This is a genomic window from Novosphingobium kaempferiae (assembly GCF_021227995.1).
GTDB classification, from domain to species: Bacteria; Pseudomonadota; Alphaproteobacteria; order Sphingomonadales; family Sphingomonadaceae; genus Novosphingobium; species Novosphingobium kaempferiae.
The window spans coordinates 229,248-255,201 of the sequence record NZ_CP089301.1 but is presented as its reverse complement, the minus strand read 5'-3'; the positions used below and the strand labels follow the sequence as shown (position 1 = coordinate 255,201).

Here is a 25,954-nt window from a genome sequence, read left to right as displayed (position 1 = left end):
GAAGCAATCCAGCATGTATGACGCTGATCTGGATTGCTTCGTCGGCTTCGCCTCCTCGCAATGACGAGGGTGAAGGAAACCCCTCCACGCAACCGATCACGCTGATCGGCAAACGCGGCTTTGCAAAAATTACCGGCAGGGGCTATGGGCCGCCCCTTGCTTGCGCCGCCTGGAGGACTTCGCGGTGCATGGAAAAGCCCGTGCAATCCCGCAGCGGGCCTGAGGAGTACGAATAGTGGCTACCAACTGGACACCGGAGAGCTGGAAGACGCAAGAGGCGCGCCACCTCCCGGTTTATGGCGATCAGGCGAAGCTCAGCGAGGTCGAGGCCACGCTTGCGAAGTTTCCGCCGCTCGTCTTTGCCGGTGAAGCCCGTGCTCTGAAGGCCGATCTTGCCGAAGTTGCCGCCGGTCGCGGTTTCCTGCTCCAGGGCGGCGACTGCGCCGAGAGCTTCGCCGAATTCAGCGCCGACAACATCCGCGACAGCTTCCGCGTGCTGCTGCAGATGGCGGTGGTGCTGACGTTCGCCAGCAAGCAGCCGGTGGTGAAGCTGGGCCGCATGGCGGGCCAGTTCGCCAAGCCGCGCTCGGCCCCAACCGAAATGGTCGGCGGCGTCGAGATGCCCAGCTACTTCGGCGACATCATCAACGGGATCGAAGGCAACGCCGAGGCGCGCCGCAACGATCCTGAGCGCATGCTGCGCGCCTACACGCAGTCGTCCGCGACGCTGAACCTGCTGCGCGCCTTCGCGCATGGCGGCTACGCCAACCTGCGCCAGGTCCACCAGTGGACGATGGACCACATCGGCCGCAGCCCCTGGGGCGAGAAGTTCGCGCAGATGGCCGACCGCATCGGCGAATCGCTGGACTTCATGGCCGCCTGCGGCGTCGACCCGTCCAGCGTCCCGCAGCTGCAGGGCACCGACTTCTACACCAGCCATGAGGCTCTGCTGCTTCCCTACGAGCAGGCGCTGACCCGCCGCGATTCGCTGACGGGCGACTGGTACGATTGCTCCGCCCACATGCTGTGGATCGGCGACCGCACCCGCTTCGAGGGCTCGGCCCACGTCGAGTACCTGCGCGGCGTCGGCAATCCGATCGGCATGAAGTGCGGCCCGAGCCTTGAGCCGGACGCGCTGCTGCGCATGCTCGATACGCTGAACCCGGGCCGCGAGCCGGGCCGCATGACGCTCATCAGCCGCTACGGCCATGACAAGGTCGAGGCCGGGCTGCCCAAGCTGGTGCGCGCGGTGAAGCGCGAAGGTCATCCGGTGGTGTGGTCGTGCGACCCGATGCACGGCAACGTCATCAAGTCGGAAAGCGGCTTCAAGACCCGTCCGTTCGACCGCATCCTGTCCGAAGTGCGCGGCTTCTTCGCGGTCCACCGCGCCGAGGGCACCCATGCGGGCGGCATCCACATCGAGATGACCGGCCAGGACGTGACCGAATGCACCGGCGGCGCCATCGCCATCACCGATGAGGCGCTGGCCGACCGCTACCACACCCACTGCGACCCACGCCTCAACGGCGCGCAGTCGATCGAACTGGCCTTCGAGATGGCGGACCTGCTGAACCTCGAAGCCACGGCGGGCCAGAAGCAGGCGGCCTGAGCCTGCGCTGACCCGGCGTTCGTCATTGCGAGCGTAGCGAAGCAATCTAGTGCGGTGCAAGCCGCTCTGGATTGCCGCGGGCCTGCGGCCCTCGCAATGACGAGGGTAGTGGCGCTCCCGTTCCTAAACCCCCGTCGCCCCTGCGAAGGCAGGGGCCCATCCCAACCTGGTCTCCTCGCCGTGGGCAAGGTGTCTGGGCGATAGACCTGATGGGCCCCTGCCTTCGCAGGGGCGACGGGGTTTTTTGGGTTTCGGGTGTCGGCGCCCGTGGGCGCCCGCAAAGCCCAAAGCCCAAAGCCCAAAGCCCATCCGCGCAATCCACGCGCAATGACGCAGCCCTTGCCCATCCCGTCTTTACCATGCATCCTTCCGGGCGTTCGTCCGTTGGGGGTGGATGGAGATGTCGACCAGCCGCACGCCGACCGGGCACGTCTCCGCGACGATGGAGCGTTTCGCCACCGTCCGCACATTGACCGAGGCGCTGGTCGCCCCGCTTTCCGACGCCGACGCCACGATCCAGTCGATGCCGGATGCCTCTCCGGCGAAGTGGCATCTGGCGCATACGACATGGTTCTTCGAAACCTTCGTGCTGCGCGATCACTTCCCCGGTTATCGCCTGTTCGACGAGCGCTGGCCGTTCCTGTTCAATTCCTATTACGAGGCCGAAGGGCCGCGCCATGCCAGGCCGATGCGTGGGATGCTCTCGCGCCCCTCGCTCGACGAGGTGCTGGCCTATCGCGCCCACGTCGATGCGCATGTCGAGCGGATGCTGGACCGGTCCGACCTTGCCGCGCTGATCGAACTCGGCCTCAACCATGAGCAGCAGCATCAGGAACTGCTCCTCACCGACATCAAGCATGCCCTGTCGCTGAACCCCCTCGCGCCCGCCTACGCCGCCGCGCCGCAGCCGGTGCGCGTCAGCGGCGAGATGGGCTGGGACCAGCATCCCGGCGGCGTGGTGCGCGTCGGTCATGAGGGAGACGGCTTCGCCTTCGACAACGAAGGGCCCGCGCACGATGTCCTGATCGGGCCCTTCGCGCTCGCCCGCAGGCTGGTGAGCAATCAGGAGTGGGCCGAATTCGTCGATGACGGCGGCTATCGCGACCCCTCGCTATGGCTTTCCGACGGCTGGGCCTGGGTGCAGGCCGAGGGCATCGCCGCGCCGCTCTACTGGCATGAGGATGCCGCCTTCACGCTCTCCGGCATGGCGCGCCGCCGCGCCGAGGCTCCGGTGACGCACGTCTCGTTCTACGAGGCGGATGCCTTCGCGACGTGGGCGGGCCTGCGCCTGCCGACCGAGTTCGAATGGGAATACGCCGCCGCCGACCACGATCCCGCCCGGGGCGTGCAACTCGATACCGCGCAGGGCGTCCAACCGAGTGGATCGCCCGGCCTGTTCGGCGACTGCTGGCAATGGACCCGCTCCGCCTATCTCCCGTACCCGCGCTTCCGCCCCGCGTCCGGCGCGGTGGGCGAGTACAACGGCAAGTTCATGTCCGGCCAGTGCGTCCTCAAGGGCGCAAGCTGCGCCACGCCGCGCGGGCACTCGCGCACCACCTACCGCAACTTCTTCCCCCCCGAGAAGCGCTGGCAGTTCACCGGCGTGCGTCTGGCAAAGGACTTGTAGACCCATGGCGACCGCCTGCCGCGACCTGATCGACACCTCCCGCGACACCCTGCGCGCCCAGTTCCGCCGCGATGTGCTCACCGGCCTCTCCCAGCAGCGCAAGGCGATCCCCGCCCGCTGGTTCTACGACCACCGCGGCAGCGAACTGTTCGAGGAGATCACGCGACTGCCCGAATACTACCCGACCCGCACCGAGACCGGCATCCTCATGGCCCACGCCACGCGCATCGGCCGCATGGTGGGATCGCGGCACCACGTCGTCGTCGAGTTCGGCGCGGGCAGCGCCACCAAGACGCCGCTGCTGCTCGATGCGATCTGGACCGCCGCCTACGTGCCCATCGACATCTCGGGCGAGTTCCTGAGCGAATCCTGCGAGGCGCTGGCGGCGCGCTATCCCGACCTGCCGATCCACCCGGTCGAGGCCGATTTCAGCCACCCGGCGACGCTGCCCGCCGAAGTCGGCGCGCACCCGCGCCTCGGCTTCTTCCCCGGCTCCACCATCGGCAACATGGAGCCGCTCGCTGCCGCCGACCTGCTGCGCTCCATGCGTGAGACGCTGGGGGCGGGAAGCCTGCTGCTGATCGGCTTCGACCGCATCAAGGACGAGGCCGAACTCGTCGCCGCCTACGACGATGCGCAAGGGGTGACGGCGGCGTTCAACCTCAACCTCGCGGCGCGGATCAACGGCGAACTCGACGGCGCCATCCCGCTCGACGCGCTCGCCCACCGCGCCATCTGGAACGACGAGCGCGCGCGGATCGAGATGCACATCGAGGCCACGCGCGACATCGCCTTCGACGTCTGCGGCACCCGCTTCACCATGGCGGCGGGCGAGACCATCCACACCGAGAACAGCCACAAGTACGACCCGCGCAGCGCGGATACGCTGCTGCTCGCGGGCGGCTGGGAGCCGCTGCAGGGCTTCGGCGATGCCGGGGACAAGTTCATGGTGATCCTCGCGCGCGCCATCGGGGACGACCTGACGGCGTAACATTCTTTTCGTCATTGCGAGCATAGCGAAGCAATCCAAGGTCGGTCCGCGACGCTGGATTGCTTCGCTATGCTCGCAATGACGACGGGTGCACCTCGGCGCGCACCACACCGCTTGACGCGCACGTCCTGCCGCGCCAGCAATGCGTTCATGACAAAGCATTTCCGCCCCCGCGCCGCTTTCACCACGGGCCTTGCGCTCGCCTTCGTTCTTGCCGCGGCTGCCTCCGCGCAGGACGCCGCACCGACCGACACGATGCTCAACGAGCAGGTGAAGTCCTACGACTGGGTGCGCCCACAGGCGGACTACGTGCGCAAGGTCGTGATGATCCCGATGCGCGACGGCAAGAAGCTCTATACGGTCATCGTCCACCGCAAGGGCGTGACGGACGCGCCGATCCTGCTGAGCCGCACGCCCTACAACGCCGACAAGTCCACCAGCCGCAACCGCAGCCAGAAGATCGAGGAAATCCTGCCCGTAGCCGACGCCGAGTTCGTCAACGACGGCTATATCCGCGTCTATCAGGACGTGCGCGGGCTCGACGGGTCCGAGGGCGATTACGTCATGAACCGCCCCCTGCGCGGGCCGTTGAACAAGACGAAGGTCGATCACGCCACCGACGCCTACGACACGATCGACTGGCTGGTGAAGAACGTGAAAGAGAGCAACGGCAAGGTGGGCATCACCGGCTCGTCCTACCTCGGCTTCACCTCGCTGATGGCGCTGATCGATCCGCACCCGGCGCTCAAGGCCGCCGTGCCGCAGAGCCCGATGGTCGACGGCTGGATGGGCGACGACTGGTTCCACAACGGCGCCTTCCGCATGTTCGGCTTCGACTACGACCTCGGCCAGACGGTGAAGAAGGGCGGCGGCGTCGTCCCGCGCGGTGGCGGGGACGATTACACCGCCTACCTCGAAGGCGGCTCGGCGATGGACTATGCCAAGGCTTACGGCCTGCTCGACCTGCCGGTGGTGCGCAAGGTGCTGGAGCATCCCAGCTACGACGCATGGTGGCAGGGGCAGGCGGTCGACAAGTTGCTCGGCGAACGCAAGCTGACCGTACCGACGATGCTGGTGGTCGGCCAGTGGGACCAGGAGGACAGCTATGGCGCCCCGGCGGTCTATCAGGCGCTGAAGGCGGGCGGGAATGACAACGTCAGCCTCGTGATCGGGCCGTGGCGGCACTCTCAGGTGAACTACGAGGCGCGTGAGCTTGGCCCGCTGAAGTGGGAGGGCGATACCGGCCTCCAGTTTCGCACGCGATACATGAAGCCGTTCTTCGACTGCCACCTCAAGACGAATGCTCCCGCCTGCGACACGCCGCCGGTGCTGACCTATGCGACCGGCGCGAACCGCTGGGAAGTCTCGCAAGGCTGGCCGGCGGGCACCTATACGCCGCTCTATCTGGGCGCGAGCTCCGGCCTGTCGTGGACCAAGGGCGAGGCGGGCACGGACAGCTACGTGTCCGATCCGGCCAAGCCGGTGCCGATGCTGCCGCGTCCGGTGACGATGAAGGGCGACGAATGGCGCACCTGGCTCGTCCACGACCAGCGCTTTGCCGACGGCCGCACCGACGTGCTCAGCTACCAGACCGGCGTGCTCGACAAGCCGCTGCACATCAAGGGCGCGCCCAAGGTGGATCTGCGCGCGGCGACCTCGGGGCGTGACAGTGACTTCGTGGTCAAGCTGATCGACGTCTATCCGCAGGAGAACTCGGCCGATCCGACGATGGCAGGCTATCAGCTCGGCATCGGCATCGAGATCTTCCGTGGCCGCTACGTCGGCGGGTTCGACAAGCCGCAGCCGCTGGAGCCGGGCAAGATCTACGACTTCAAGTGGGCGCTGCCCAATGTCGACCATGTGTTCCTGCCGGGCCACCGGATCATGGTGCAGGTGCAGTCCAGCCTGTTCCCGCTCTACGACCGCAACCCGCAAAGCTGGGTGCCCTCGATCATGGACGCCAAGCCCGCCGACTACGTGAAGGCGACCGAAACGATCCACCGTGGCGGCGACGCGGCGAGCGCGGTGTGGCTTCCGGTGGCGAAGGACTGAGGAGCAGACCATTCGTCATTGCGAGGGCCGAAGGCCCGCGGCAATCCAGAGCGGCTTAGTGCTGCTCCGGATTGCTTCGCTACGCTCGCAATGACGAAAAAGGGCATCGTCCCGGACTTGCTCCGGGACCGCTGGCCGTGAACAGCCAGGCTGAGCTTGTCGAAGCTCCGTCGGCGGCGCGCCGCCTTCAGTTCTCTCCGTACAGCTCCCGCTGCGAGGCTTCGATTTCCTCGAAGTAGCGCCGCCTCGCGTGCCGTTCGGTGACCACGCCGACGACGTTGCCGACACCATCCACCACCGCCAGTTCGTCCGCCACGGCCAGGTCGAACGCCTTCAGCATCGCGCGGATGTCGGTGACGGGGGACAGGGTGTTGCCCTCCAGCGTCGCCAGCGTGCCGACCGGCGCATCCGGCGCAAGCTGCGGGTTGTAGGCGGCGGCGGTGGTCACGATCCCGGCGTAGTGGCCCTCGTCGTCGAGCAGGATCGCCTTGCTGGTGGAGCCGAGCGGAACCCTTGCGCGGAAGTCCGCGACCGAAAGGTGCGCGGGCGCGCTCGTCCAGTCCTTGCGCATGATGCGTCCGGCGGTGAGCGCCAGCATCCAGCCGATGTCGCGGGGGGACCGGATGATCGAGCCGCGGATGTGCAGGCGCCAGGTGGAGAACGAGTAGCCGAACGTCTCGCGCGTGAAGGCGCTCGACACCAGCGAGGCGGTGAGCACCACGCCCATCAGCGCGAAGTCGTGCGTCGTCTCCAGCATCAGCATGGCGAGCGTCATCGGCCCGCCGACGACCGATACGGCGAGCGCGCTCATGCCGACCAGCGCGGCGTCGTTGATGTCGAGCGCGATGCCCGCCATCCCGGCAAGCGCGGCGAAGATCAACCCGACCAGCGAGCCGAGGAACAGCGAGGCGAAGAACAGCCCGCCGCGAAACCCGAAGCTGAGCGAGATGGCCGAAGCCAGCACCTTGAGCACGAGCACCATGACGAGGAACTGGAGCGGAGGTTGCATCGCGAGGTTGAGGTGCATCGCGCCGTGCCCGGCGGACAGCGTCTGCGGGGTCATGATGGCAAGCGGCATAAGCAGCACGCCGCCGATCACCGGCTTCCACTTCGCAATGCGCTCGACCTTCTGCACCTGCTGGTCGGTGAAGGTGACAAGGCGCATCAGCACGATGCCCACCAGCGCGCAGGCGAGGCCGAGGATTGTGTAGATGAAGTAGTCGCCCGTCGTCAGCACGCGGTCGGCGCTCGACGCGATGAGGTAGGGCTCGACGCCGAGCGCGCGGGTGACGAAGGCGGCGCCCAGCGCGGCGGCGACGACCGGGGCGATCGCGGCGGGCGTGTAGGTGCCGATAACGATCTCGAAGGCATAGAACGCGCCCGCCAGCGGCGCGCCGAACGCGGCGCCCACGGCAGCTCCCGCGCCCGCGCCGACGAGGGTGCGCATGTCGGTGCGGCGCAGCTTGAACCAGTGGCCGATGACGGAGGCCATGCCGCCGCCCATCTGCGCATAGGCTGCCTCCAGCCCTACCGACGCGCCCGCGCCGTTGGAGACGATGGTCTGGGCCGAGATCACAAGGTTGTCGGTGAAGGGAATGCGCCCGCTGTGCAGCGCGTTCGCCTCCACCACGTCGATCGGCGCGCGGCGACGGTGGCGTAGCAGGTGCGCCATGCCGACCAGCGCCAGTCCGCCGAGCGGCAGCGCCAGCAGTCGCCAGTGGTTGTGGATCTCGCCCAGCGCGCTCAGGCGGTTGGTGCCGATGCCGTAGAATATGCGCTGGATGCCGTGGGCGATGAAACCCTGCAGGTTCGTCAGCGCGCCCGCGACCAGCCCCGCGATGAGGGCCAGCACGATGAACGCCATTTCGCTCGACCGTAGCCGCTGTCGCTGGCGGATCGCCAGCCCCTTGAGCGTGTGAAGTCCCATGCGTCGCATCGGGGCGATTGGGCCGGGTGGGGAGGGGGAGTCAAGGTCTTGCGGATTTGGTCGTCTACTTGGGTCGGACCAAATCCGCCATCGACCTGACCCGTCATCCCCGCGCAGGCGGGGATCCATCTGATGTCGGCGCGAAAGGCGATGCCGGGAGATGGGTTCCCGCCTGCGCGGGAATGACGAGGGCGAGAGTTACTTCGGCGGCATGCGGATCGCACCGTCGAGGCGGATGCACTGGCCGTTGAAGTAGATGTTGCGCACCAGTTCCAGCACCAGCGAGCCGAACTCCTCCGGATTGCCGAGGCGGCGGGGGAAGGGGACCGCCTTGCCGAGGTTCTCGTAGACCTCGGGCGCGTGCTCCTTGACGCGCAGCATCGGCGGGGTGGCGAAAGTGCCGGGCATGATCGCGTTGACGCGGATGCCGAGGTCCATGAGATCGCGCGCCATCGGCAGGACCATGGCGTTCACCGCGCCCTTGCCGCCGCCATAGGCGACCTGGCCGATCTGCCCGTCCTGCGCGGCGGCCGAGGAGGTGAGGATGATCGTCCCGCGCTCGCCGTCGTCGTTGAGAGTATCGGCGGTCGCCATGCCGAGCGCCGCGATCGAGGCGACGCGGTAGGATGCGGTGAAGATGCCTTCCGCCGACCTGGCGATCTGCTCGGTCGGGGTGCGCTTGTAGGCGCCCGCCTTCTTGTCGAACGAGACGGTCTTGCCGCCGCCCGCGACGACGGCGCAGTGGACCACGATGCGTTCCTGCCCATGCGCCGCGCGCGCCTTGGCGAAGCCCGCCTCGACGCTTTCCTCGCTGGTGATGTCGACGTTGCAGAACACGCCGCCGATCTCCTTGGCGAAGGCCTCGCCGGCTTCCTCGCTGATGTCGAAGATGGCGACCTTGATGCCCGCATCCGCCAGCGCCAGCGCGCTCGCGCGGCCAAGGCCGGAGGCGCCGCCGGTGACGACCGCGGCAAGGGTGTTGTCGATCTTCATGTGTGCTCTTCTCCCCGAATCGTATCGAGGGTCTGGCTAGCGCAGCGCGCCGAGCCCTGTCCCGGCGCGGATGCTAACCTGCTGCAAGTATCGCTCGGGCGGGTCGGGAATGGTCCGGAAGGGCAATGGAAATTGCACCTCGCGCTCCGCCCGTTGCGCTGTGGCCGGTGCGCGCCTTGGATCGCTGGAACAGCGATACGGGAGAGTGCCGATGGCCGACCGCGAGGACATTATCGAACTGGTGAACCTCTACGGATTCGCCATGGACACGCGGCGCTGGGATCTGTTCGACCGGATATTCACCGAAGACGTGGCGGCGGATTACGGGCCGACCTCCAGATGGACCGACCGCGCGCGGTTCAAGGCGGACTTCGGCGGCTTTCACGAACTGTTCGATGCGACGCAGCATGTCATGACCAACCACCTCGTCCGCGTGGAGGGCGACCGCGCTTTCGCCCATACTTACGGAAGCTGGCGGCTGGTCCGCCATGCTGCGGGCGATCCGCCAGTATGGGACGGCAGCGGCTGGTACGACGACCGGCTTGTCCGTACTCCCGAGGGATGGCGCATCGACCGGCGCGTGTGCCGCGTGGTGTTCTGGACCGGCAATCCGAAAGTGCAGACCCCGGTGGAGGACATGGTGTTCCAGCTGGACCTCCATGCGCTGCACACCGAGGAGCGGGCGGGACGCTCCGGCTTCGCGAAGGCGCTGGGCTGAGCGGCTGGAACCGGAGGGCGCGGGCGGATTTCTCCGCCTCGTACTTTCGAGGAAACCGCCATGCGCCGCCACCTGTTCGCCGCCCTGTGCCTTGCCGCCGCGCCATCCGTCGCGCAGGCGGCGGACCGGGAATATTGCCCGGATCGCCCCGGCATCTCCACACCCGCCTGCACGCTGTCGCCGGGGACGTGGTCGTTGGAAGTCGGGCTCGGCGACTGGACGCTCGACCGGGATTCGACGCAGCGGCAGGACGTGCTCCTGCTCGGCGATACGCTGGTGAGGCGGGGCATTGCGGACCATGCCGAAGTGCAGGTCGAGTGGGCGGCGCTGGGGCTCGCTCGGACGCGCGATCGCATTGCGGGCGGGACGCAGCATGTGACCACGGTGGGCGACGTGACGCTGGCGCTGCGGCGCAATCTCGTCAGTCCGGACGGGTCCGGGCTGTCCGTCGCGCTGATGCCGTTCGTGACGCTGCCGGTGGGCCGCGAGCCGGTCGGCGCGGGAGACTGGAGCGCGGGGCTGCGCCTGCCGCTGTCCTACGAGATTTCGGACAGCCTGAGCCTCGTCACCACCGCAGAGATCGACGCCGCCGTCGACGAGGATGGCCACGGCCGCCACTTCGCGTTCGACGAAGTGGTGGGCGCGGCGGTCAAGCTGGAGGACAATCTGACCGCCACCACGGAATACCAGATCACCGCTGACCATGACCCACAGGCGCACCACGTCGAGCACCTCGCGGGCCTGTCGCTCGACTGGATGGCGAACGACGATCTCCAGTTCGATGTCGGCGCCAACGCGGGGCTGGACCGGGACGCGCCGGACGTGGAAGTCTACCTCGGCGTGTCCCGGCGGTTCTGAATTACTGCCAGGCCTTGAAAGTCACCCCGAACATCTGCGGATCGGACGGCGTACCAAGGATCAGGCCCGAGTTACCCGCCTGCACGGTCAGGTTCTGGATGTAGTCGCTGTCGAACAGGTTGCGGGCGAAGATGTCCACTTCCCAGCCGTCCGCGCGGTAGCCGACGACGGCGTTGGTCACGTTGTAGCCCTTGATCCAGGTGTAGCGCGACAGGCTGGGGTCGCCGTAGTAGCCGCTGCGCGAACTGCTGTCTGCGTGGAAGATCAGGCTGCCGCTCTCGCTGACGGGCAGTTCGTAGTCGATCCCCAGCGTACCCGCCCAGCGCGGCAGGCCGGAGAGGCGTTGGCCGGTGAGCGAGCATGCGGTGGTGGCGGAGCCCTGCAGTTCCAGCGGGCAGGGGCCTGCGGGATAGTCGGTGTACTCGCCATGGGCGTAGCTGCCCGAGGCGCGCAGGGTGAGGCCCGGCAGGATCAGCGCGGTGGCGTCGGCCTCGATGCCCTTCACGGTGACCTTGGGAATGTTGGACAGGTAGCCGCGCAGTGCCACGGTCTGCGTGCTGTCGACGATGGTCGCCTGGAAGTCCTCTACCTCGGTCCAGTAGCCCGCGAGGTTGAAGACGAGGCGGTTGTCGAACAGGCTCGACTTCAGGCCGACCTCGTAGGTCGTGTTCTTCTCCGGCCGGATGACGGCGGTGGAGAGCACCGGGTTGTTCTGGTTGTCGAGCGGCAGGCCCGACATGTTGATCCCGCCCGACTTGAAGCCGCGCGCGTAGCTGGCATAGGCCATGACCTGATCGGTGAACTGCCACGATACGTTGGCGCGGCCCGACAGGCTGCCGTCCTTGTCGCTCGCCGAGTAGCTCTGCGGGCGCAGGACCGAGAGCTTGGCATTGTTGAGTGCGGTGCTGCTGGTCTGGAGGCCGCCGAAGACGGTGCTGGTGTAGCTGCCCTCCTTCTCCTCGTAAGTATAGCGCAGGCCGCCGGTCAGGGTCAGGCGGTCGGTCGGCTTGAAGTTCACTTCGCCGAAGGCGGCGTAGCTGTCGGTCGCGAAGCGGGTGCGCCCGTCGGTGCCGTAGCCATCGAGCAGGTTCCCCGGCACCGGTGTGGCGTTCGCGCCCGTCGTCGGCCCGATCAGCCAGTACGCCGCGAGCGGACCGTAGATGCTGATCGGTCGCCCGGTGATGACCTGCCGGAAGTAGTAGAGCCCGCCGACGTAGCTGAACGCCCCGTCGCCGTTGGAGGCGATGCGCAGTTCCTGGCTGTACTGGTCCTGGCGCGAGGGGATGTGCTGCGACATCTGGATCGGCAGGCCGGTATAGTCGCGGTCGTTCTCCGCATCCCAGTTCCAGAAGCGCCATGCCGTAACTGAGGTCAGTGTCGCGCCGCCGATGTTCCAGTCGGCGATGGCGGAAACGCCGCCCTCGTTGGTGTCGACCTTGAGGTCCGCGTCGATGTCGGTCACGCGGTCGTAGGGGTTGGTGCTGGCGGGGGTGTAGTTCTGCCCTGCGGCCAGCGCCGGGTACTGGCGCGAAGGGCTGCGCAGGCTCTGGCCGACGCGGAGGTAGACCTGCGTGCAGCAGTCGCTTTCGAAGTTGGCGTAGTCGGCGGAAACCCGCAGCGAGAAATTGCTCGACGGGGTGAACAGCAGTTGCCCGCGCACCGCCTGGTTGCCGATCTGGTTGAGATCGCGCCCGTCGCGCACGTTGCGGATCACGCCGTCGCGGCGGGTCATGAGGCCGGAGACGCGGAAGGCCAGCGTGTCTGTGATCGGGCCGGAGCCCGAGGCCTTCACCTGCAGGAAGTCGTTCTCGCCGACCGAAATCTCTTCACGCGCTTCGGGGATGAAGGTGGGCGCGCGGGTGGTGATGTTGATCGCGCCCGCCGTGGTGTTCTTGCCGAACAGCGTGCCCTGCGGACCGCGCAGCACTTCGATCTGCTCGATATCGGTGAAGTCGAACGCCGCCGTCGCCGGGCGCGCGTGGTAGACCTGATCGACGTAGAACCCGACGCCGGGTTCGAGCCCGTCGTTCGCCTGGCTCACCGCGACGACGCTGGAGCCGAGGCCGCGGATGGTGAAGGCGGTGTTGCGCGGGTTGGCGGACGAGTAGTTGAGGCTCGGCACCAACTGGCTGAGCAGGCTGGTGTTCACCGTGTAGGAACGGTCGAGCAGCGCGCCGCCGACGACCGAGATCGCGGCGGGAACGCTTTGCGCATCCTCCTCGCGGCGACGGGCGGTGACGGTGATCGTCGGCAGGCCGTCGCCGGACGAGGCGCGCTCGGCGGCGTCCGGCGCGGCTTCGTCGGCCTGTGCGAGCGCGGGCAGCGCGGCGGCGATCAGGCCGACGACGGACAGGACGACGGCGCGACGTTGCGTGAATTGCATGGATGGTCCCTGACTATCTATATTCTTTGGGATACGGATATCGCGGGCAGGCACGCTCCACCAGTGCAATTTCGCAAATGCGGCATTGCACGCGATTCAACGTCGCGGTGTAAGGTTCAGGTCAGTTCGCGGCGTTCGGCAGGGGGTGCGAAGTTGCCGAAGATGTGGCGCAGGTCGTCACGGCGGACGAGGGCGTCGGCCAGCGTGTAGCGGTCCAGCACCGCAAGGAACGCCTGCGTCGCCTCGTTGAACACGCGGGGGAGGGTGCAGGCGGGAGCGACGATGCAGGTCGTGCAATCGACGAGCTGGAAGCTGGTTTCCGTATGGCGGACGATCTGGCCCACGGTGATCTCGTCGGCCGGGCGGCCCAACCGCAGCCCGCCGTTGCGGCCGCGTACCGTATCGAGGAACCCGGCCTGCCCGAGATCCTGCACCACTTTCATCAGGTGATTGCGCGAGATGTCGTATGTCTGCGCGATCTCGGCGATGGAGGAGAGGTCGCCTTCGTCCCGCGCGCCGACGTGCAGCAGGACGCGCACGGAATAGTCGGTGAAGCGGGTCAGTTGCACGAACAGCAGCCGGTCTTGATCATTGCATGTTCATGCAATGCAAAGGCGGCCCGACGCAAGCCGGACCGCCTTCGGTTCATCGATCAGTGATTATCGGACGATGCAATCCGTAAAACACTGTATCAAAACAGGGCAATGATGCCGCGCGACGGGTCGACGAGGCCTTCCCAGATCATCTTGCCCGCAACCCACAGGATCACGGCGAGGCCGATGTAGGCGATCCAGCGATAGCGCTCGATCACGCGCGCCAGCACGTTGGCGGCGACGCCCATCAGCGCGACCGACAGGATCAGGCCGACTGCGAGGATGCCCGGATGGTCGCGCGCGGCGCCTGCAACGGCGAGCACGTTGTCGATGCTCATGGAGACGTCGGCGACGGCGACGGCCCACGCGGCGGCGGCGAAGCTGCGCGGCGCGGCCTTGGCGAGCGCGGTGTCGGGCTCGTCGTCGGACGGATCCTCGCGCAGTTCACGCCACATCTTCCACGCCACCCAGACCAGCAGCAGGCCGCCCGCGAAGACGAGGCCGACGATCTGCATCAGCTGGCTGACCATCAGCGCGAAGACGACGCGCAGCACCAGCGCGGCGAGCACGCCGATCATGATGACCTTGCGGCGCATCGCGGCGGGCAGGCCGGCGGCAAGCGCGCCGACGACGATGGCGTTGTCGGCGGCCAGCATCACGTCGATCAGCACCACCTGCCCGAAGGCCGAAAGCGCGGCCGGGGAGCCGATGTTGGAGAAGTCGGCAACGATGTGCTGCCACAGGTCGGTCATGCGGTATTGTCCCTGTTGGTCCACGCGCCGCGGATCGTCGCGACGAGCAGGTCTGCATAGCGCCAGCCGATAGCGGCAGCGGCGATGGTGGAAAGGCTGTCCTCGTCCTCGCGGCCCGGGCGTCCGGAGCCGGTGAGGTTGGGCTTGATGTTCACGTCGAAGAGCAGGAACGCGCCGGTCACGTCCTGTCGGCAGTCGATCCGCATCGGGGTGCGGATGCCGATGAGCGCGGCGGCCCGCTCGCAGGCGGCGGTGACGGCGACGATCGCCGGGGTGGCGCATTCTTCCGGCGTCATTGCCGCGCTGTTGGTGCTGACGGGCACGTCGCCGTTGTACGGGGCGACGTCGTCATGCTGGTCGAAGCGGCGGACCGGGGGCAGGGCGAAGGGGCCGGTTGCGCCGTCTCGTGCTGCTGCGGGCATGACGGTGATGGTGATCTCCTGCCCCGGCAGGAACTGCTCGATCATGATCGCTGTGCCGAACTTGCCACCCTCGACGATGGCCATGGTGCTCGCGATCATATCTTCGAGGCTGCGCGCGACGCTGACGCCCTGACTGCCGCGACCGCGCAGGGGCTTCACCACCAGCGGCAGGTGCCCGGCGAAGGCAGCAAGCTGCGCCTCGATGTCGGGCGCGGCGCCGTCGACCACCCAGGAGCCGGCAACTGGCAGGCCCTCGGCCGAGAGGCGGGCGTTGGTCGCGGCCTTGTCGTCGACTTCCTGCATCGTGCGCGGATCGGCGCTGACCACCCATGCACGGCGGCTGGCGGCCTCGATGGGGTGGCCGTCGAACACGACGGTGTTGGCCCAGAGCAGCGTTGCGCCCGCCGCCAGCGCGGCGTCGATGCCCTCGGGCGTATCGGGCCAGACCCAGTCGAACACGCTCGTCGGGCTCGGCTCGGCGGCGGGCGTCACCAGCGTGCAGCCGACCGAGCGCAGCGCCACGCCCATGTCCGCGCCGCTGTCCGAGTAGCCACCGGGCTTTGCGTCCTTGCGCTGGCCATCGATCACCGGCGGCTCGATCGCCTGATAGAGGATGGCGATCTTCTCGGCGAAAGGATCGGGCCGGGGATCAGGCATCGGGGGCTCCCATGAACTTGAACGCGAAGGGCGCGCCGATGATGACCAGAACCACGCGGACGAGGTGGTGGACGATGACGAAGCTCGCCTCCAGCGCGAGGCTGAGGGCGACCATGCTCATCTCCGCCACACCGCCGGGCGAATAGGCCAGCGTGACGAGCGCCGGGTCGAGCCCGGTAGCCCAGCCGATGCCGAATGCCCAGCCGAAGGTTATGACGAGCAGGATCGCAGTCGATCCTGCCGCCAGCATGAGGGTACGCAGCAGCGTCGGCAGGTCCAGCCCGACGAAGCGGCAGCCGATGGTGGCGCCGAGCCCCACTTGCGCGGCGGCGATGGCCCACGCGGGCAGGTGGAAGTCGCTCATGCCGGTGAGGTGGACGACGGCGCTCGCGAACAGCGGCCCCATCAGGTGCCACGCAGGCAGCTTCAGCGTGCGGCCCAGCGCGGAGCCGAGGATCATGCAGCCCAGTGCCCAGGGTAGCAGGCTCCAGTCGGCCACGCCCGAAACCTGGGGAGGAAGCGGGGCGTGGCCGGTCTCCGCCTCGAACAGGCGGATGAGGAAGGGGAGGATGAAGACGACGAGGAAGATGCGCGCGCCGTGGATCAGGCCGATGGTGCGCTCGTCCGCCCCGCGCTCGGAGCCGAGGACGACCATCTCGGCGATCCCGCCGGGCATCCCGGCGAAGTAGGCGGTCGGCGGATCGAACTTCGCGATCTTGCGGAAGTAGATCACGCAGGCGACGGCGGCGCTGGTCAGGAACAGGGGCAGCAATGCGATCGGCACGATCCACTGCGCGGCCTGCGCGGCGAGGCCGGGATGGAACGAGCTGCCGAGCACGACGCCGAGCACCGCCGACATCGGCCTGCGCGTGGCGGAACTTGCCGCGATCGGCAGGCGCGCGATGCTGCCCGCCGCGCACGCGGTCATCGATCCCAGCACCCACGGCAGCGGGGCATGGATCGTCCAGAAGAGAAAGCCCCCCGCCGCACCCACGCAGAGCGCGGCGAGGAAGCGTAGGATCACGCCCAGCGTGCCGGATTCGCGCATGATCCCTCGCACCGTCATTGCGAGCCCCGCAGGGGCGCGGCAATCCAGTGCGACATGTCGGCACGCTGGATTGCTTCGCTATGCTCGCAATGACGATGACTGGGAGGATTCACGCCTCACTCACCCCACGAACGGGAAGGCCAGCACGGCCATGCCGACGATGGTCATGACGAGGCAGCACAGCGCCGCCGGGACCAGCGTGAACTTCTGGTGGTCGGCAAGGTCCACGCCCGCAAGGCTCACCAGCAGGTAGGTGGAGGGCACCAGCGGGCTCAGCAGGTGGACCGGCTGGCCCATCAGCGAGGCGCGGGCGATGGCCATCGGCTCGACGCCGTAGTGCGCGCCGGCTTCCGCGAGGATCGGCAGCATGCCGAAGTAGAAGGCGTCGTTCGAGATGAAGAACGTGCCGGGCAGGCTGATGAGCGCGGTGATCGGCGCCATGTAGGGGCCGAGGACCGGCGGGATCACGCCGACGACTTCCTTGCTCATCGCCTCGACCATGCCGGTGCCCGAGAGGATGCCGGTGAAGATGCCCGCTGCGAAGATCAGCGAGACGACCGAGAGGACGTTGCCCGCATGGGCGCTGATGCGCTCCTTCTGCGACTTGGTGTCGGGATAGTTGGCGATCATGGCGATGGCGAAGGCCAGCATCATGAGGATCGGCAGCGGCAGCACGCCCCAGACCAGCAGCACCAGCAGCGCGATGACGAGCGCGGCGTTGAACCACAGCATCTTCGGGCGGCGCGCCTCGGGCCACTGCGACACGGCGAGGTCGCTGGCTTCCAGCGCGGCGAGGTTCTCGACCTTGCCGATCCGGCGGCGTTCCTTGCGGCCGAAGTAGATGGCAAGGCCGATCAGGAACGCGAGGCCCGCGATCATGCCGGGGATCAGCGGCAGGAACATCGCGGCGGGGTCGAGCTTGAGGGCGCTGGCCGCGCGGGCGGTCGGGCCGCCCCACGGCGTCAGGTTCATCACGCCGCTCGTCACCATGAGCAGGCAGACGAGGTAGAGGCGGTTCATGTCGTATCGCTTGTAGAGCGGCAGCATGGCGGCCATCGTGATGATGTACGTGGTCGAACCGTCACCGTCGAGGCTGACCACAGCGCAGAGCACGACCGAGCCGATCAGGATCAGCATCGGGTCGCCGTGGACCAGACGGATCAGCTTGCCGACCAGCGGGTCGAACAGGCCGGTATCGGTCATGGTGCTGAAGAACAGGATCGCGAACAGCAGCATAACGCCGGTCGGCGCGAGGTTCTTGACGCCGTCGATCATCATGTCGCCGAGCCCCGCATGGAAGCCAGCGAGGAGCGCGAAGATCGTGGGCACGACGCTCAGCGCGACCAGCGGGGTCATCCGCTTGGTCATGATGAGCGTCATGAAGGTGGCCACCATCAGGAAGCCGATAAGGGCGAGACTCATTGTTGGTCCCCGGTCATGGTTCTAAGGAAAGGATTAGAAGGTGACGCCGACGCGGGCCGAAAGGGTCTCGCCGTCGTCCTTGCCGGTGAAGGATCCGGCGGTGTTCTCGGCGCTCCAGTGGATCGCGTTGACCTGGAAGCGCGTGAAGCTGTTGAGATACCAGTTCACGCCCAGCGTCGCGGCCCAGCCCTGCGACGGGGTGACGATGTCCTTGAAATCGAGGTTCTCGTAGCGCGCGGTCAGCTCGATCGCGCCCGGGCCGCCGTCGAAGATCGGGCGCAGCACCTTGGGCTGGCCGAAGCTGCCGAGGCGCGGGTTGTAGGGCGGCAGGTCGCCGGTGATGAAGAAGCCGCCCGACAGGCTCCACGCCTGCGTCACGAAGTCCGGGCGTCCGTTGTCGAGCCGCGCGTGGCGCTCGCCCGCTTCGGCCATGATCCACAGCGGGCCGGAGTAGCCGCCCACCTCGACGCCGTAGCCGGTGGTGCCGGTGCCGCCGACCAGCGTGCCGGTCGAGAGGCGCAGCGCGCCGTTGAAGCGGCCGCCGATCACGGTGTTGCGGGTCAGCGTGTTCTTGCCCGGCTGGAGATGCTCGTCGAAGCCCCAGATGCCGAGGTGCAGCACCTGCCGGTCGGTCTTGATCGGGTTCCAGTGCGCGCGGCCGATGACGGTGCGGTTGTCGGACGTGCTCTGATCGCCGTCGATGCGGTCGCCGGTGAGTGTGAGCGAGGCGTGGCCGGTCTTCCAGAACAGGCGCGGCATGATGCCGAGGCCATAGAAGGCACGCTGCGGGATGATCGCGGTGGCGACGACGGTGCGTTCGAGGAACGGCGTCGAGTCGGAGCCGGTCGAGCCTTCGAAGCTGCGGTCGTTGAACAGGTGGCCGATGCGGACGTCGTAGTCCATGCCCGGCGCGATGCGGTTGCGCCAGCCCATGAAGGCGGTGACGACGTCGACCTCGTTCTCCGAGAAGTCGCTCTCGAACTGGTAGAAGAAGTGCGTGCCGACGGTGCCTTCAAGGCCCATGCGCAGCGCGCGCATGCCGGTGGTGGTCAGGTTGCGGCCATCGTACTTCGAACCCGTCGTGGTGCTGACGTCGGTGATGATGCGGCCGCGCGGCTTGAAGCTGAACACGCCGTCCGCCGAGTGGAAGACCGGCAGGCCCTGGCCCCATTCGGTGGTGCCGCCGGTGGCGGCGCGCACGCGCTCGATGTCGCGCTCGGCCGGGCCGGGGGGGAGGAGCTGAGGGGCGTAAGGCTGGGTGACGACCACGGGCGGGGCCTGCTGCGGCTCGGCGGCGGCGACCTGCACGGGCGCGCTCTGCTGCGGGGCTGCGGCGACGGCGGCGGGCGCCTTGCGTTCCGCTTCCAGCGCATCGACGCGCTGGCGCAGCGAGGCGATCTCGGCGGCCTGCGCGCGTACCAGATCGGCAAGTTCGTCGCGGGTAGGGGCCTGCGCCAGCGCGGGATTGGCGGCCACCAGCGCCACGAAGGCGGCGCCGGTCATCAGAAAGCGTGTCATGGTTTTTGTTCTCTCCCAGAACCTTGGGTGGACTTGGCGAGGCTGGCGTTCCATTCGCGCAGGAACCGCTGCCGGGTCAGTTGATCCAGATTGACGAGAAGTTGCGGGCCGACGCGCACCACGCGCGTCTGCTGGGCGGGAAGGCGCCGGGCGGGCACGTCGGTGCGCACCGGCCAGAGGCTGTGCCGGGCAAGCTGGGCCTGCCCGGCGCGCGAAAGAAGGAAGTCGAGGAACAGCCGCGCCGCCGCCGGATGGCGCGCATCGCGGCTGATGAAGGCGATGCGCGAGGTGACGAGCGTGTAATCCTTGGGGAAGACCACGCCCATCTGCGGATTGCGACGTGCCTGCTCCAGCGCGTAGGAGCCGATCACGTTGTAGGCGATGGCGAGCTTGCCCGAGGCGACGCCCGCCAGCATCGGCTGCGTGCTGGTCTCCAGCACCGGCGCGGTGGCGCCGATGGCCTCCACCAGCGAGCGGGTGTCGCGCGTCGCGAGGAAGTCCTGCGAGAGATAGAGGTAGCCGGTGTGCGAGCGGGCCGGATCGAACGTCGCGACCTTGCCGGAGAACTCGGCGCGGCGGCGGCGCAGCAGTTCCTCCAGTCCCTGATGGGTGCGCGGAACCTGCGCGTCGGGCACCAGCCTGCGGTTGTAGACGAAGCCGATCGGCTCCGCAGTGACGCCGAAGCCCATGTTCTTCCACACCGCCGTCTCCGGCAGGGAAGGCTTCTCCGGGCTGGCGTACTGCTGCGCGTAGCCGTCGTTGATGAGCTTGATCTGCTGGTCCATGGCAGAGGACCACACGATGTCCGCCGAGTACTGCTTCGCGCGCGTCTCGCGGGTGTAGCGCTGGTACATCTCGGTCGAGCCGATGTCGGCGTAGTAGACCGCGACGCCGGGGAAGAGCCGTTTGAACTCCGCCACCACCGGCACCATCTCGGCGCGGTCGGCGTTGGCGTAGATGCGTACCTTGCCCTCGGTCCGCGCGTCGGCGATCAGCGCGTCGTAGCTGCGCGGATATCCGGTCGGACGCTGGGGTGCCTCGGCTTTCTGCGCAACCGCAGGGCCGGCCAGCAGGACCGTTAGTGCCATGACAGGGGTTAAGATACGCATTGCCGACTCCTCTCGCTTTCCGCCTCTGAAGTCGGATAAGCAGCGCTCGATGATCTACGTTTTCAACCTGTCACCCACCTTTCATGGATTCTGTCGATGAGAATCCTCATCGTCGAAGATGACGCGGCGCTTGCGCGGGGCATCGTTTCCTTGCTCCGGACGGCTGGGCATGCGGTCGATCATGTCGCGGACGGGGAAGAGGCGCTGTCCGTCTCGGCGACCGAGTCGTACTCGCTGGTGATCCTCGATGTGGGGCTGCCCGGCATCGACGGCTTCCAGGTGCTCGCCCGTCTGCGTTCGCGCGGGGACCAGTGCCAGGTGCTGATGCTGACCGCGCGCGACGGCCTCGACGACCGCGTGCGCGGGCTGGACCTCGGCGCCGACGACTACCTGCGCAAGCCCTTCGAGGTGGAGGAACTGGAAGCCCGCGTCCGTGCGTTGGGCCGTCGCCGAGGGGGCGACGCCGCGCCGGAGATCGCCATCGGCGCGATGACGGTCAACCGCTCGACGGGCCGGGTCGAGGTGGCGGGCCGCCACATCGAGCTGCGCCGCCGCGAATGGGCGGTGCTGGAAGCGTTGGCGGCGCGTGCAGGCCAGATCGTCTCGCGTGAGACGCTGCAGGCCGAAGTCTTCGGGTTCGACGATCCGGTCGGCTCCAACGCGCTGGAGGTCAACGTCACGCGCCTGCGCAGCAAGCTTGCGCCCGACGGACCCGCGATCCGCACCGTGCGCGGGGTCGGCTACATGCTGGACCCTTCGAAGGGCTCTGCCTGAGCGGATGTCGTCCCAGGCTCCCGATACCACGCAGGCTGAGCCTGTCGAAGCCCCAAACGGCAGGACGCGCGCGGTATCGCTGCGCCATCGCCTGCTGGTGGCGATGGTCGGGCCGCTGGTCATCCCGGCGGTGGTGCTCGGTCTCGTCGGCTGGGCGCTGATTTCCGATGTCGTGCGTCGCACCAACGACCGCGTGCTCGGCGGTGCGCTCGGCGCGATTGCGGAGACGGTGCAGGTGGAGCGCGGCGAAGTCACGCTGGACCTGCCGCCCGCCGCCTTCGGGATGCTGGAGAACGGCGAGCGCGACAACGTCTACTACCGCATCGCCGTGGGCCGCGACCTGCTGACCGGCTACGCGGACCTGCCCGCGCCCGACATCCCCACGCTTTCCGCCGAGGAGCCGCGCTTCCGCTATGCCGACTTTCGCGGCCAGCGCATCCGCATCGCCGAAATCCGCCGCAACCTGCCGCGCATCAATGCGCCCGTCGTCGTGCAGGTGGCCGAAACGCTGGAGAACCGCCGCAGCCTGCGCGACCGCCTGATGACGGCGCTGCTGATCGGCGAGTTCGTGCTCATCACCATCGTGCTGCTGCTGATTCGCCCGGCGCTGGGCTGGAGCCTGCGCCCGCTGTCGGACCTGCGCCGAGTGGTCGAGGCGCGCGACACCCGCGCCGCGCCGGACCTTTCGCCCCTGCGCACCGGCCCGCTGCCGAGCGAGCTGCGCCCGCTTTCGCGCTCGTTCAACCGCCTGCTCTCGCGGCTGGACGACGCCACCACCGGCATGCGCCGCTTTACCGCCGATGCCTCGCACCAGATGCGCACGCCGCTATCGGTGCTGAAGGTGCAGGTCGCCCTCGCGCGGCGCGGCTCGTCGGAGGCGCTGCACGAGATCGAGGAGGCGACCGATCGCCTCGAGCGCCTGCTGACCCAGTTGCTGACGCTGGCCCGCGCGGACGAGGCGGGCGTGCTGCCGCCCGACCACCGCATCGACCTCAAGGAACTGAGCCAGGCGGTGATCTCCCGCCGCATCCGGCAGGCCATCGAGGCGGACGTGGAACTGCTGCTCGAATGCGGGGAGGGCCCCTACATCATCCAGGGCCACCGGACGCTGGTGTTCGAGATGCTCTCGAACCTTGTCGACAACGCGATCCGCTACAACCGCGCGGGCGGCATGGCGCAGATCGAGCTGGTCGCGGACGAGCACGCGATCCGCCTCGTCGTCACCGACACCGGGCCGGGCATTCCGGCGCGCTTGCGCGACCTTGCGATGTCGCGCTTCGCGCGGCTTCAGGGGGAGCAGGGGCCGCCGGGAAGCGGGCTCGGCCTCGCCATCGTGCGCTCCACCGCCGAGCGCATGGGCGCGCAGCTCGAACTCGGCGACGCCGAGCCGGGCCTGCGGGTGACGGTGACGTTCGCGGTGCGCTGACGCGCCGGGCTCAGCCCAGCGCGGCTTCCTTCTCGGCGAGCAGGCGGTCGATCTCGGCGCGGCTCTTCTTCTCGGCGGCGGTCTTGAGCTGGCCGCAGGCGGCGTCGATGTCGCGGCCGCGCGGGGTGCGGACCGGCGCGGAGATGCCGCCTTCGAAGATGATGTCCGAGAACTTGCGTATCCGCTCGGGCGTCGAGCACTCGTAGGGCGCGCCGGGCCAGGGGTTGAACGGGATCAGGTTCACCTTGGCGGGCAGCTTGTAGTGCTTGAGCAGGCGGACCAGTTCGCGCGCGTCATCGTCGCTGTCGTTCTTGTCCTTGAGCATCACGTATTCGAAGGTGATGCGACGCGCGTTCGACGCGCCGGGGTAGTCGGCGCAGGCCTGCAGCAGCTGTTCGATGCCGTACTTCTTGTTAACCGGTACGATCTCGTCGCGCACTTCCTTCGTCACCGCGTGGAGCGAGACGGCAAGGTTCACGCCGATCTCCTCGCCGCAGCGCTCCATCTGCGGGATCACGCCCGAGGTGGACAGGGTAATGCGGCGCTTCGACAGGGCAAGGCCGTCACCGTCCATCACCAGCTTGAGCGCATCGCGCACGTTGTCGAAATTGTAGAGCGGCTCGCCCATGCCCATCATCACGATGTTCGTCAGCAGGCGGCCGTCCGAGGAGTAGGAACCCTCATCCTCGTCGTCATCGAGGCCAGCCATCGTCGCAAGGCGGGTGTCGGAGGCGTTCTTGGGCCATTCGCCCAGCGAATCGCGCGCCAGCATGACCTGTCCGACGATCTCGCCCACCGTCAGGTTACGGACGAGGCGCATGGTGCCGGTGTGGCAGAAGCGACAGTTCAGCGTACAGCCTACCTGCGAGGACACGCAGAGCGTGCCGCGGTCAGCGTCGGGGATGAACACCATCTCGAAATCGTGGGCGTCCGCCGTGCGCAGCAGCCACTTGCGGGTGCCGTCGCTGGAGTGCTGCGCCTCGACGATCTCGGGGCGGCCGATGACGAAGCGTTCGGCGAGCCACGGGCGCATGATCTTGGCGATGTCGGTCATCGCCTCGAACTCCGTCACGCCGCGGTGGTAGAGCCAGTGGTACACCTGCTTGGCGCGCAGCTTGGCCGCCTTGGCGTCGAGCCCGGCGCCCTCGAACAGTTCGGCGATGCGCTTCTTGGGCAGGCCGATCAGGTCGGTGCGGCCGTCCTCGCGCGGGGTCACGCCCTCGACAAGCGAAGGACGCGCCACGGTCATCGGGTCGACGTTGCCCGGGATCGGCGTGAGGCCGGCGGCGGTCGAAACCGCAGCGGTGGAGATGTTCTGCTCTGACATGATCGGCGGCCATATAGTGCATCTTGGCTCAAAACGGAAGATGCGGGCCCGTCCGCCTGCAACGCCCGCGCGCAGGGGCCTGCGCGAACGGCGCGGGCCTTGTCAGGTTCCGGTCATACATCGCGCCACGAGCTCCGTTCGTCGCCTGACTGTTGCCGAAAAACATCAATGATTTCGTTGTGTTAGGTTCAGGAAACTCCGGGCCTTCGTTCAGCTTTTGACCAGTCCGAGGCGGGCAGAACCCGCTGACCGGCCCGATGGGCAAGCGGGAACAGCCCGCCCCACGGGATCGTTTTTGGAGTACCGTTTATGAAGAAGACCCTTGTCATTCTCGCCGCAGGAAGCGCGATTGTCTCTGCCGCTCCCGCCATGGCGCAAGACGCCGGCGCAGTGCAGCCGTTCTCCGGCGTGCACGTCGAAGCGCTGATGGGCTACGACGTCAGCAAGGCCGGCAGCAGCATCGACGACGACGTGAACGAGGACAACGACCAGTCCATCGACGGTCTCGCCTACGGCGTCGGTGCGGGCTACGACATCCGCATGAACAACTTCGTGTTCGGCCCGGAGGCGGAAGTCACCTGGTCCACCGCGAAGACCAAGTTCGATGACGGCGACTTCGAGGGCTTCGGCATCGGCAACGTCAAGACCAACCGCGACCTCTACGTCGGCGCGCGCCTCGGCTACGTCGTGTCGCCCAAGACCATGCTCTACGCCAAGGGCGGCTACACCAACGCCAAGTTCGACGTGCGCAACTCGGTCGGCACCGTGACGACCAACCGCGACATCGACGCGGACGGCTGGCGCATCGGCGCGGGCGTCGAGCAGCAGGTGACGAACAACGTCTTCGCCAAGGTCGAGTATCGGTACTCGAACTACAGCAAGGGCGAACTGGACTACACCGGCGACTTCCCGGACGGCGACCGCTTCAACCTCGACCTCGACCGTCACCAGGTGATGGCGGGCGTGGGTGTGCGCTTCTAATTCATCGTCTCATGGCGAGGGAAGGGCGGGGCTTCGGCTCCGCCCTTCTTGCATCCGGCCCTGACGAATTACCTGAGCCTGGCGCAGCCGATCAGCGCCGCGTCCATGGCCGAGGCCGCGCCGGGCAGGGCGTAGATATTGGCGAACGAGCGCCCCCGCGCGTCCCTCGACCCGATGGTCATCGTCCCCGCAGAGCGCATGGCGGCGACGATAGCGGCATTGTCCGTATCGCTGCTCGGCCACGCATCCCCGCCGCCGCCGGTGAGCAGGATCCGCCGGTCGCCGATGCGCAGCGTGATCGTCGCGTTCTGCGCCAGTTTGCGCGACAGGCGGAAATGCACCTGATTGCGCGCGCCGCGCCGGGGCCATGTGCCGATGGCGGCATAAGGCTGGTAATCGCGCTGCTTGGCGCTCGGCTCGGCCATGGCGATGGCATAGCAGCGCGGGATCAGCGGATCGCGGAACGCCCCCCACTTGCCGTAGAGGCCAAGGCTCTCACGCGCATGGGCGGGCGTAGCGAGCAGGACGGGCAGCAGGGCGAGGCACACGAGCGGTCGAAGCATCGCGCGAGGCTATAGGGGGCAGGCGGCAGGTCGGGCAACAACCGTCGTCCCGGACTTGCTCCGGGACTGGTGGCTGTCTTCAGACACGATCCCCCTTACTCTTTGCATCATCCCTGCGTCCGTTATCCCCGCGAAGGCGGGGATCCAACTGACGGCGGTTCAATAGGCGCCGTCAGGAGATGGGTTCCCGCCTTCGCTGGAATG

Annotated in this window: 21 protein-coding genes; 9 read left to right on the top strand and 12 right to left on the bottom strand. The window is 67.7% G+C overall.

Translation table 11 applies throughout. The features are described 5' to 3' along the window. Positions 1-235: 235 nt before the first annotated feature. The 4 genes from LO787_RS01200 (at position 236) to LO787_RS01185 (ending at position 6,279) form a co-directional block, all read left to right on the top strand. Positions 236-1,609: a class II 3-deoxy-7-phosphoheptulonate synthase gene (locus tag LO787_RS01200; protein WP_232494071.1), complete on the top strand. Its 1,374-nt coding sequence runs from the start codon at positions 236-238 to the stop codon at positions 1,607-1,609. Positions 1,610-2,009: 400 nt separating this feature from the next. After that, positions 2,010-3,236, top strand: coding sequence for an ergothioneine biosynthesis protein EgtB (egtB, locus tag LO787_RS01195; protein WP_420847805.1), 1,227 nt, complete (start codon positions 2,010-2,012; stop codon positions 3,234-3,236). Between the two features lie 4 nt (positions 3,237-3,240). Continuing rightward, positions 3,241-4,227, top strand: a complete 987-nt coding sequence (gene egtD, locus LO787_RS01190; RefSeq protein ID WP_232494070.1) for an L-histidine N(alpha)-methyltransferase — start codon at positions 3,241-3,243, stop codon at positions 4,225-4,227. A 150-nt stretch (positions 4,228-4,377) separates the two neighbouring features. Continuing rightward, positions 4,378-6,279 carry a CocE/NonD family hydrolase gene (locus LO787_RS01185; RefSeq protein WP_232494069.1) on the top strand — a complete coding sequence of 634 codons (1,902 nt, stop codon included), beginning with the start codon at positions 4,378-4,380 and terminating at the stop codon, positions 6,277-6,279. A gap of 187 nt (positions 6,280-6,466) precedes the next feature. On the opposite strand, the gene LO787_RS01180 is transcribed toward LO787_RS01185, so the two are convergent. Both LO787_RS01180 and LO787_RS01175 read right to left on the bottom strand, forming a co-directional pair. Beyond that, positions 6,467-8,215, bottom strand: a complete 1,749-nt coding sequence (locus LO787_RS01180) for a chloride channel protein (RefSeq protein ID WP_420847783.1) — start codon at positions 8,213-8,215, stop codon at positions 6,467-6,469. Between the two features lie 189 nt (positions 8,216-8,404). Further along, the gene (locus LO787_RS01175) at positions 8,405-9,199 is read right to left on the bottom strand and encodes an SDR family oxidoreductase (RefSeq protein WP_232494067.1); all 795 of its coding nucleotides are present in this window, start codon (positions 9,197-9,199) and stop codon (positions 8,405-8,407) included. A 211-nt stretch (positions 9,200-9,410) separates the two neighbouring features. On the opposite strand from LO787_RS01175, the gene LO787_RS01170 reads away from it, so the two are divergent. Next, a complete protein-coding gene (locus tag LO787_RS01170; RefSeq protein ID WP_232494066.1) occupies positions 9,411-9,917 on the top strand; it encodes a nuclear transport factor 2 family protein in 507 nt (168 codons plus the stop codon). Positions 9,918-9,977: 60 nt separating this feature from the next. Then, the gene (locus tag LO787_RS01165) at positions 9,978-10,775 is read left to right on the top strand and encodes a transporter (RefSeq protein WP_232494065.1); all 798 of its coding nucleotides are present in this window, start codon (positions 9,978-9,980) and stop codon (positions 10,773-10,775) included. A gap of 1 nt (position 10,776) precedes the next feature. On the opposite strand, the gene LO787_RS01160 is transcribed toward LO787_RS01165, so the two are convergent. The 8 genes from LO787_RS01160 to LO787_RS01125 all read right to left on the bottom strand — a co-directional run bounded on the left by LO787_RS01160 (position 10,777) and on the right by LO787_RS01125 (position 20,679). Beyond that, positions 10,777-13,158, bottom strand: coding sequence for a TonB-dependent receptor (locus LO787_RS01160; RefSeq protein ID WP_232494064.1), 2,382 nt, complete (start codon positions 13,156-13,158; stop codon positions 10,777-10,779). A 116-nt stretch (positions 13,159-13,274) separates the two neighbouring features. Beyond that, positions 13,275-13,727, bottom strand: a complete 453-nt coding sequence (locus LO787_RS01155; protein WP_232494063.1) for an Rrf2 family transcriptional regulator — start codon at positions 13,725-13,727, stop codon at positions 13,275-13,277. Between the two features lie 122 nt (positions 13,728-13,849). Then, positions 13,850-14,503, bottom strand: a complete 654-nt coding sequence (locus tag LO787_RS01150; RefSeq protein ID WP_232494062.1) for a YjbE family putative metal transport protein — start codon at positions 14,501-14,503, stop codon at positions 13,850-13,852. Beyond that, positions 14,500-15,582, bottom strand: coding sequence for a D-alanine--D-alanine ligase family protein (locus LO787_RS01145; RefSeq protein ID WP_232494061.1), 1,083 nt, complete (start codon positions 15,580-15,582; stop codon positions 14,500-14,502). The genes LO787_RS01150 and LO787_RS01145 overlap by 4 nt, the downstream gene beginning before the upstream one ends. Further along, positions 15,575-16,630, bottom strand: coding sequence for an AbrB family transcriptional regulator (locus LO787_RS01140; RefSeq protein ID WP_232494060.1), 1,056 nt, complete (start codon positions 16,628-16,630; stop codon positions 15,575-15,577). Before LO787_RS01140 ends, LO787_RS01145 begins: the two co-directional genes overlap by 8 nt. Before the next feature lie 120 nt (positions 16,631-16,750). Continuing rightward, positions 16,751-18,052, bottom strand: coding sequence for a CitMHS family transporter (locus LO787_RS01135; protein ID WP_232494059.1), 1,302 nt, complete (start codon positions 18,050-18,052; stop codon positions 16,751-16,753). A gap of 33 nt (positions 18,053-18,085) precedes the next feature. Beyond that, positions 18,086-19,570, bottom strand: coding sequence for an OprO/OprP family phosphate-selective porin (locus LO787_RS01130; RefSeq protein WP_232494058.1), 1,485 nt, complete (start codon positions 19,568-19,570; stop codon positions 18,086-18,088). Then, a complete protein-coding gene (locus tag LO787_RS01125; RefSeq protein WP_232494057.1) occupies positions 19,567-20,679 on the bottom strand; it encodes an ABC transporter substrate-binding protein in 1,113 nt (370 codons plus the stop codon). Before LO787_RS01125 ends, LO787_RS01130 begins: the two co-directional genes overlap by 4 nt. A 96-nt stretch (positions 20,680-20,775) precedes the next feature. On the opposite strand from LO787_RS01125, the gene LO787_RS01120 reads away from it, so the two are divergent. Together LO787_RS01120 and LO787_RS01115 are read left to right on the top strand one after the other, a co-directional pair. Then, positions 20,776-21,453, top strand: coding sequence for a response regulator (locus LO787_RS01120; protein WP_232494056.1), 678 nt, complete (start codon positions 20,776-20,778; stop codon positions 21,451-21,453). 4 nt (positions 21,454-21,457) lie between these two features. After that, a complete protein-coding gene (locus LO787_RS01115; protein WP_232494055.1) occupies positions 21,458-22,879 on the top strand; it encodes a sensor histidine kinase in 1,422 nt (473 codons plus the stop codon). A gap of 10 nt (positions 22,880-22,889) precedes the next feature. Here the strand turns inward: LO787_RS01115 and rlmN are convergent, their stop codons facing one another. Continuing rightward, complete coding sequence (rlmN, locus tag LO787_RS01110; protein WP_232494054.1) at positions 22,890-24,206, bottom strand: 23S rRNA (adenine(2503)-C(2))-methyltransferase RlmN; 1,317 nt, start codon at positions 24,204-24,206, stop codon at positions 22,890-22,892. A gap of 309 nt (positions 24,207-24,515) precedes the next feature. Between rlmN and LO787_RS01105 the strand changes: the two genes are divergently transcribed. Next, positions 24,516-25,187, top strand: coding sequence for an outer membrane protein (locus tag LO787_RS01105; RefSeq protein ID WP_232494053.1), 672 nt, complete (start codon positions 24,516-24,518; stop codon positions 25,185-25,187). 68 nt (positions 25,188-25,255) lie between these two features. Here the strand turns inward: LO787_RS01105 and LO787_RS01100 are convergent, their stop codons facing one another. Beyond that, the gene (locus LO787_RS01100; RefSeq protein WP_232494052.1) at positions 25,256-25,750 is read right to left on the bottom strand and encodes a hypothetical protein; all 495 of its coding nucleotides are present in this window, start codon (positions 25,748-25,750) and stop codon (positions 25,256-25,258) included. Between the last annotated feature and the right edge of the window lie 204 nt (positions 25,751-25,954).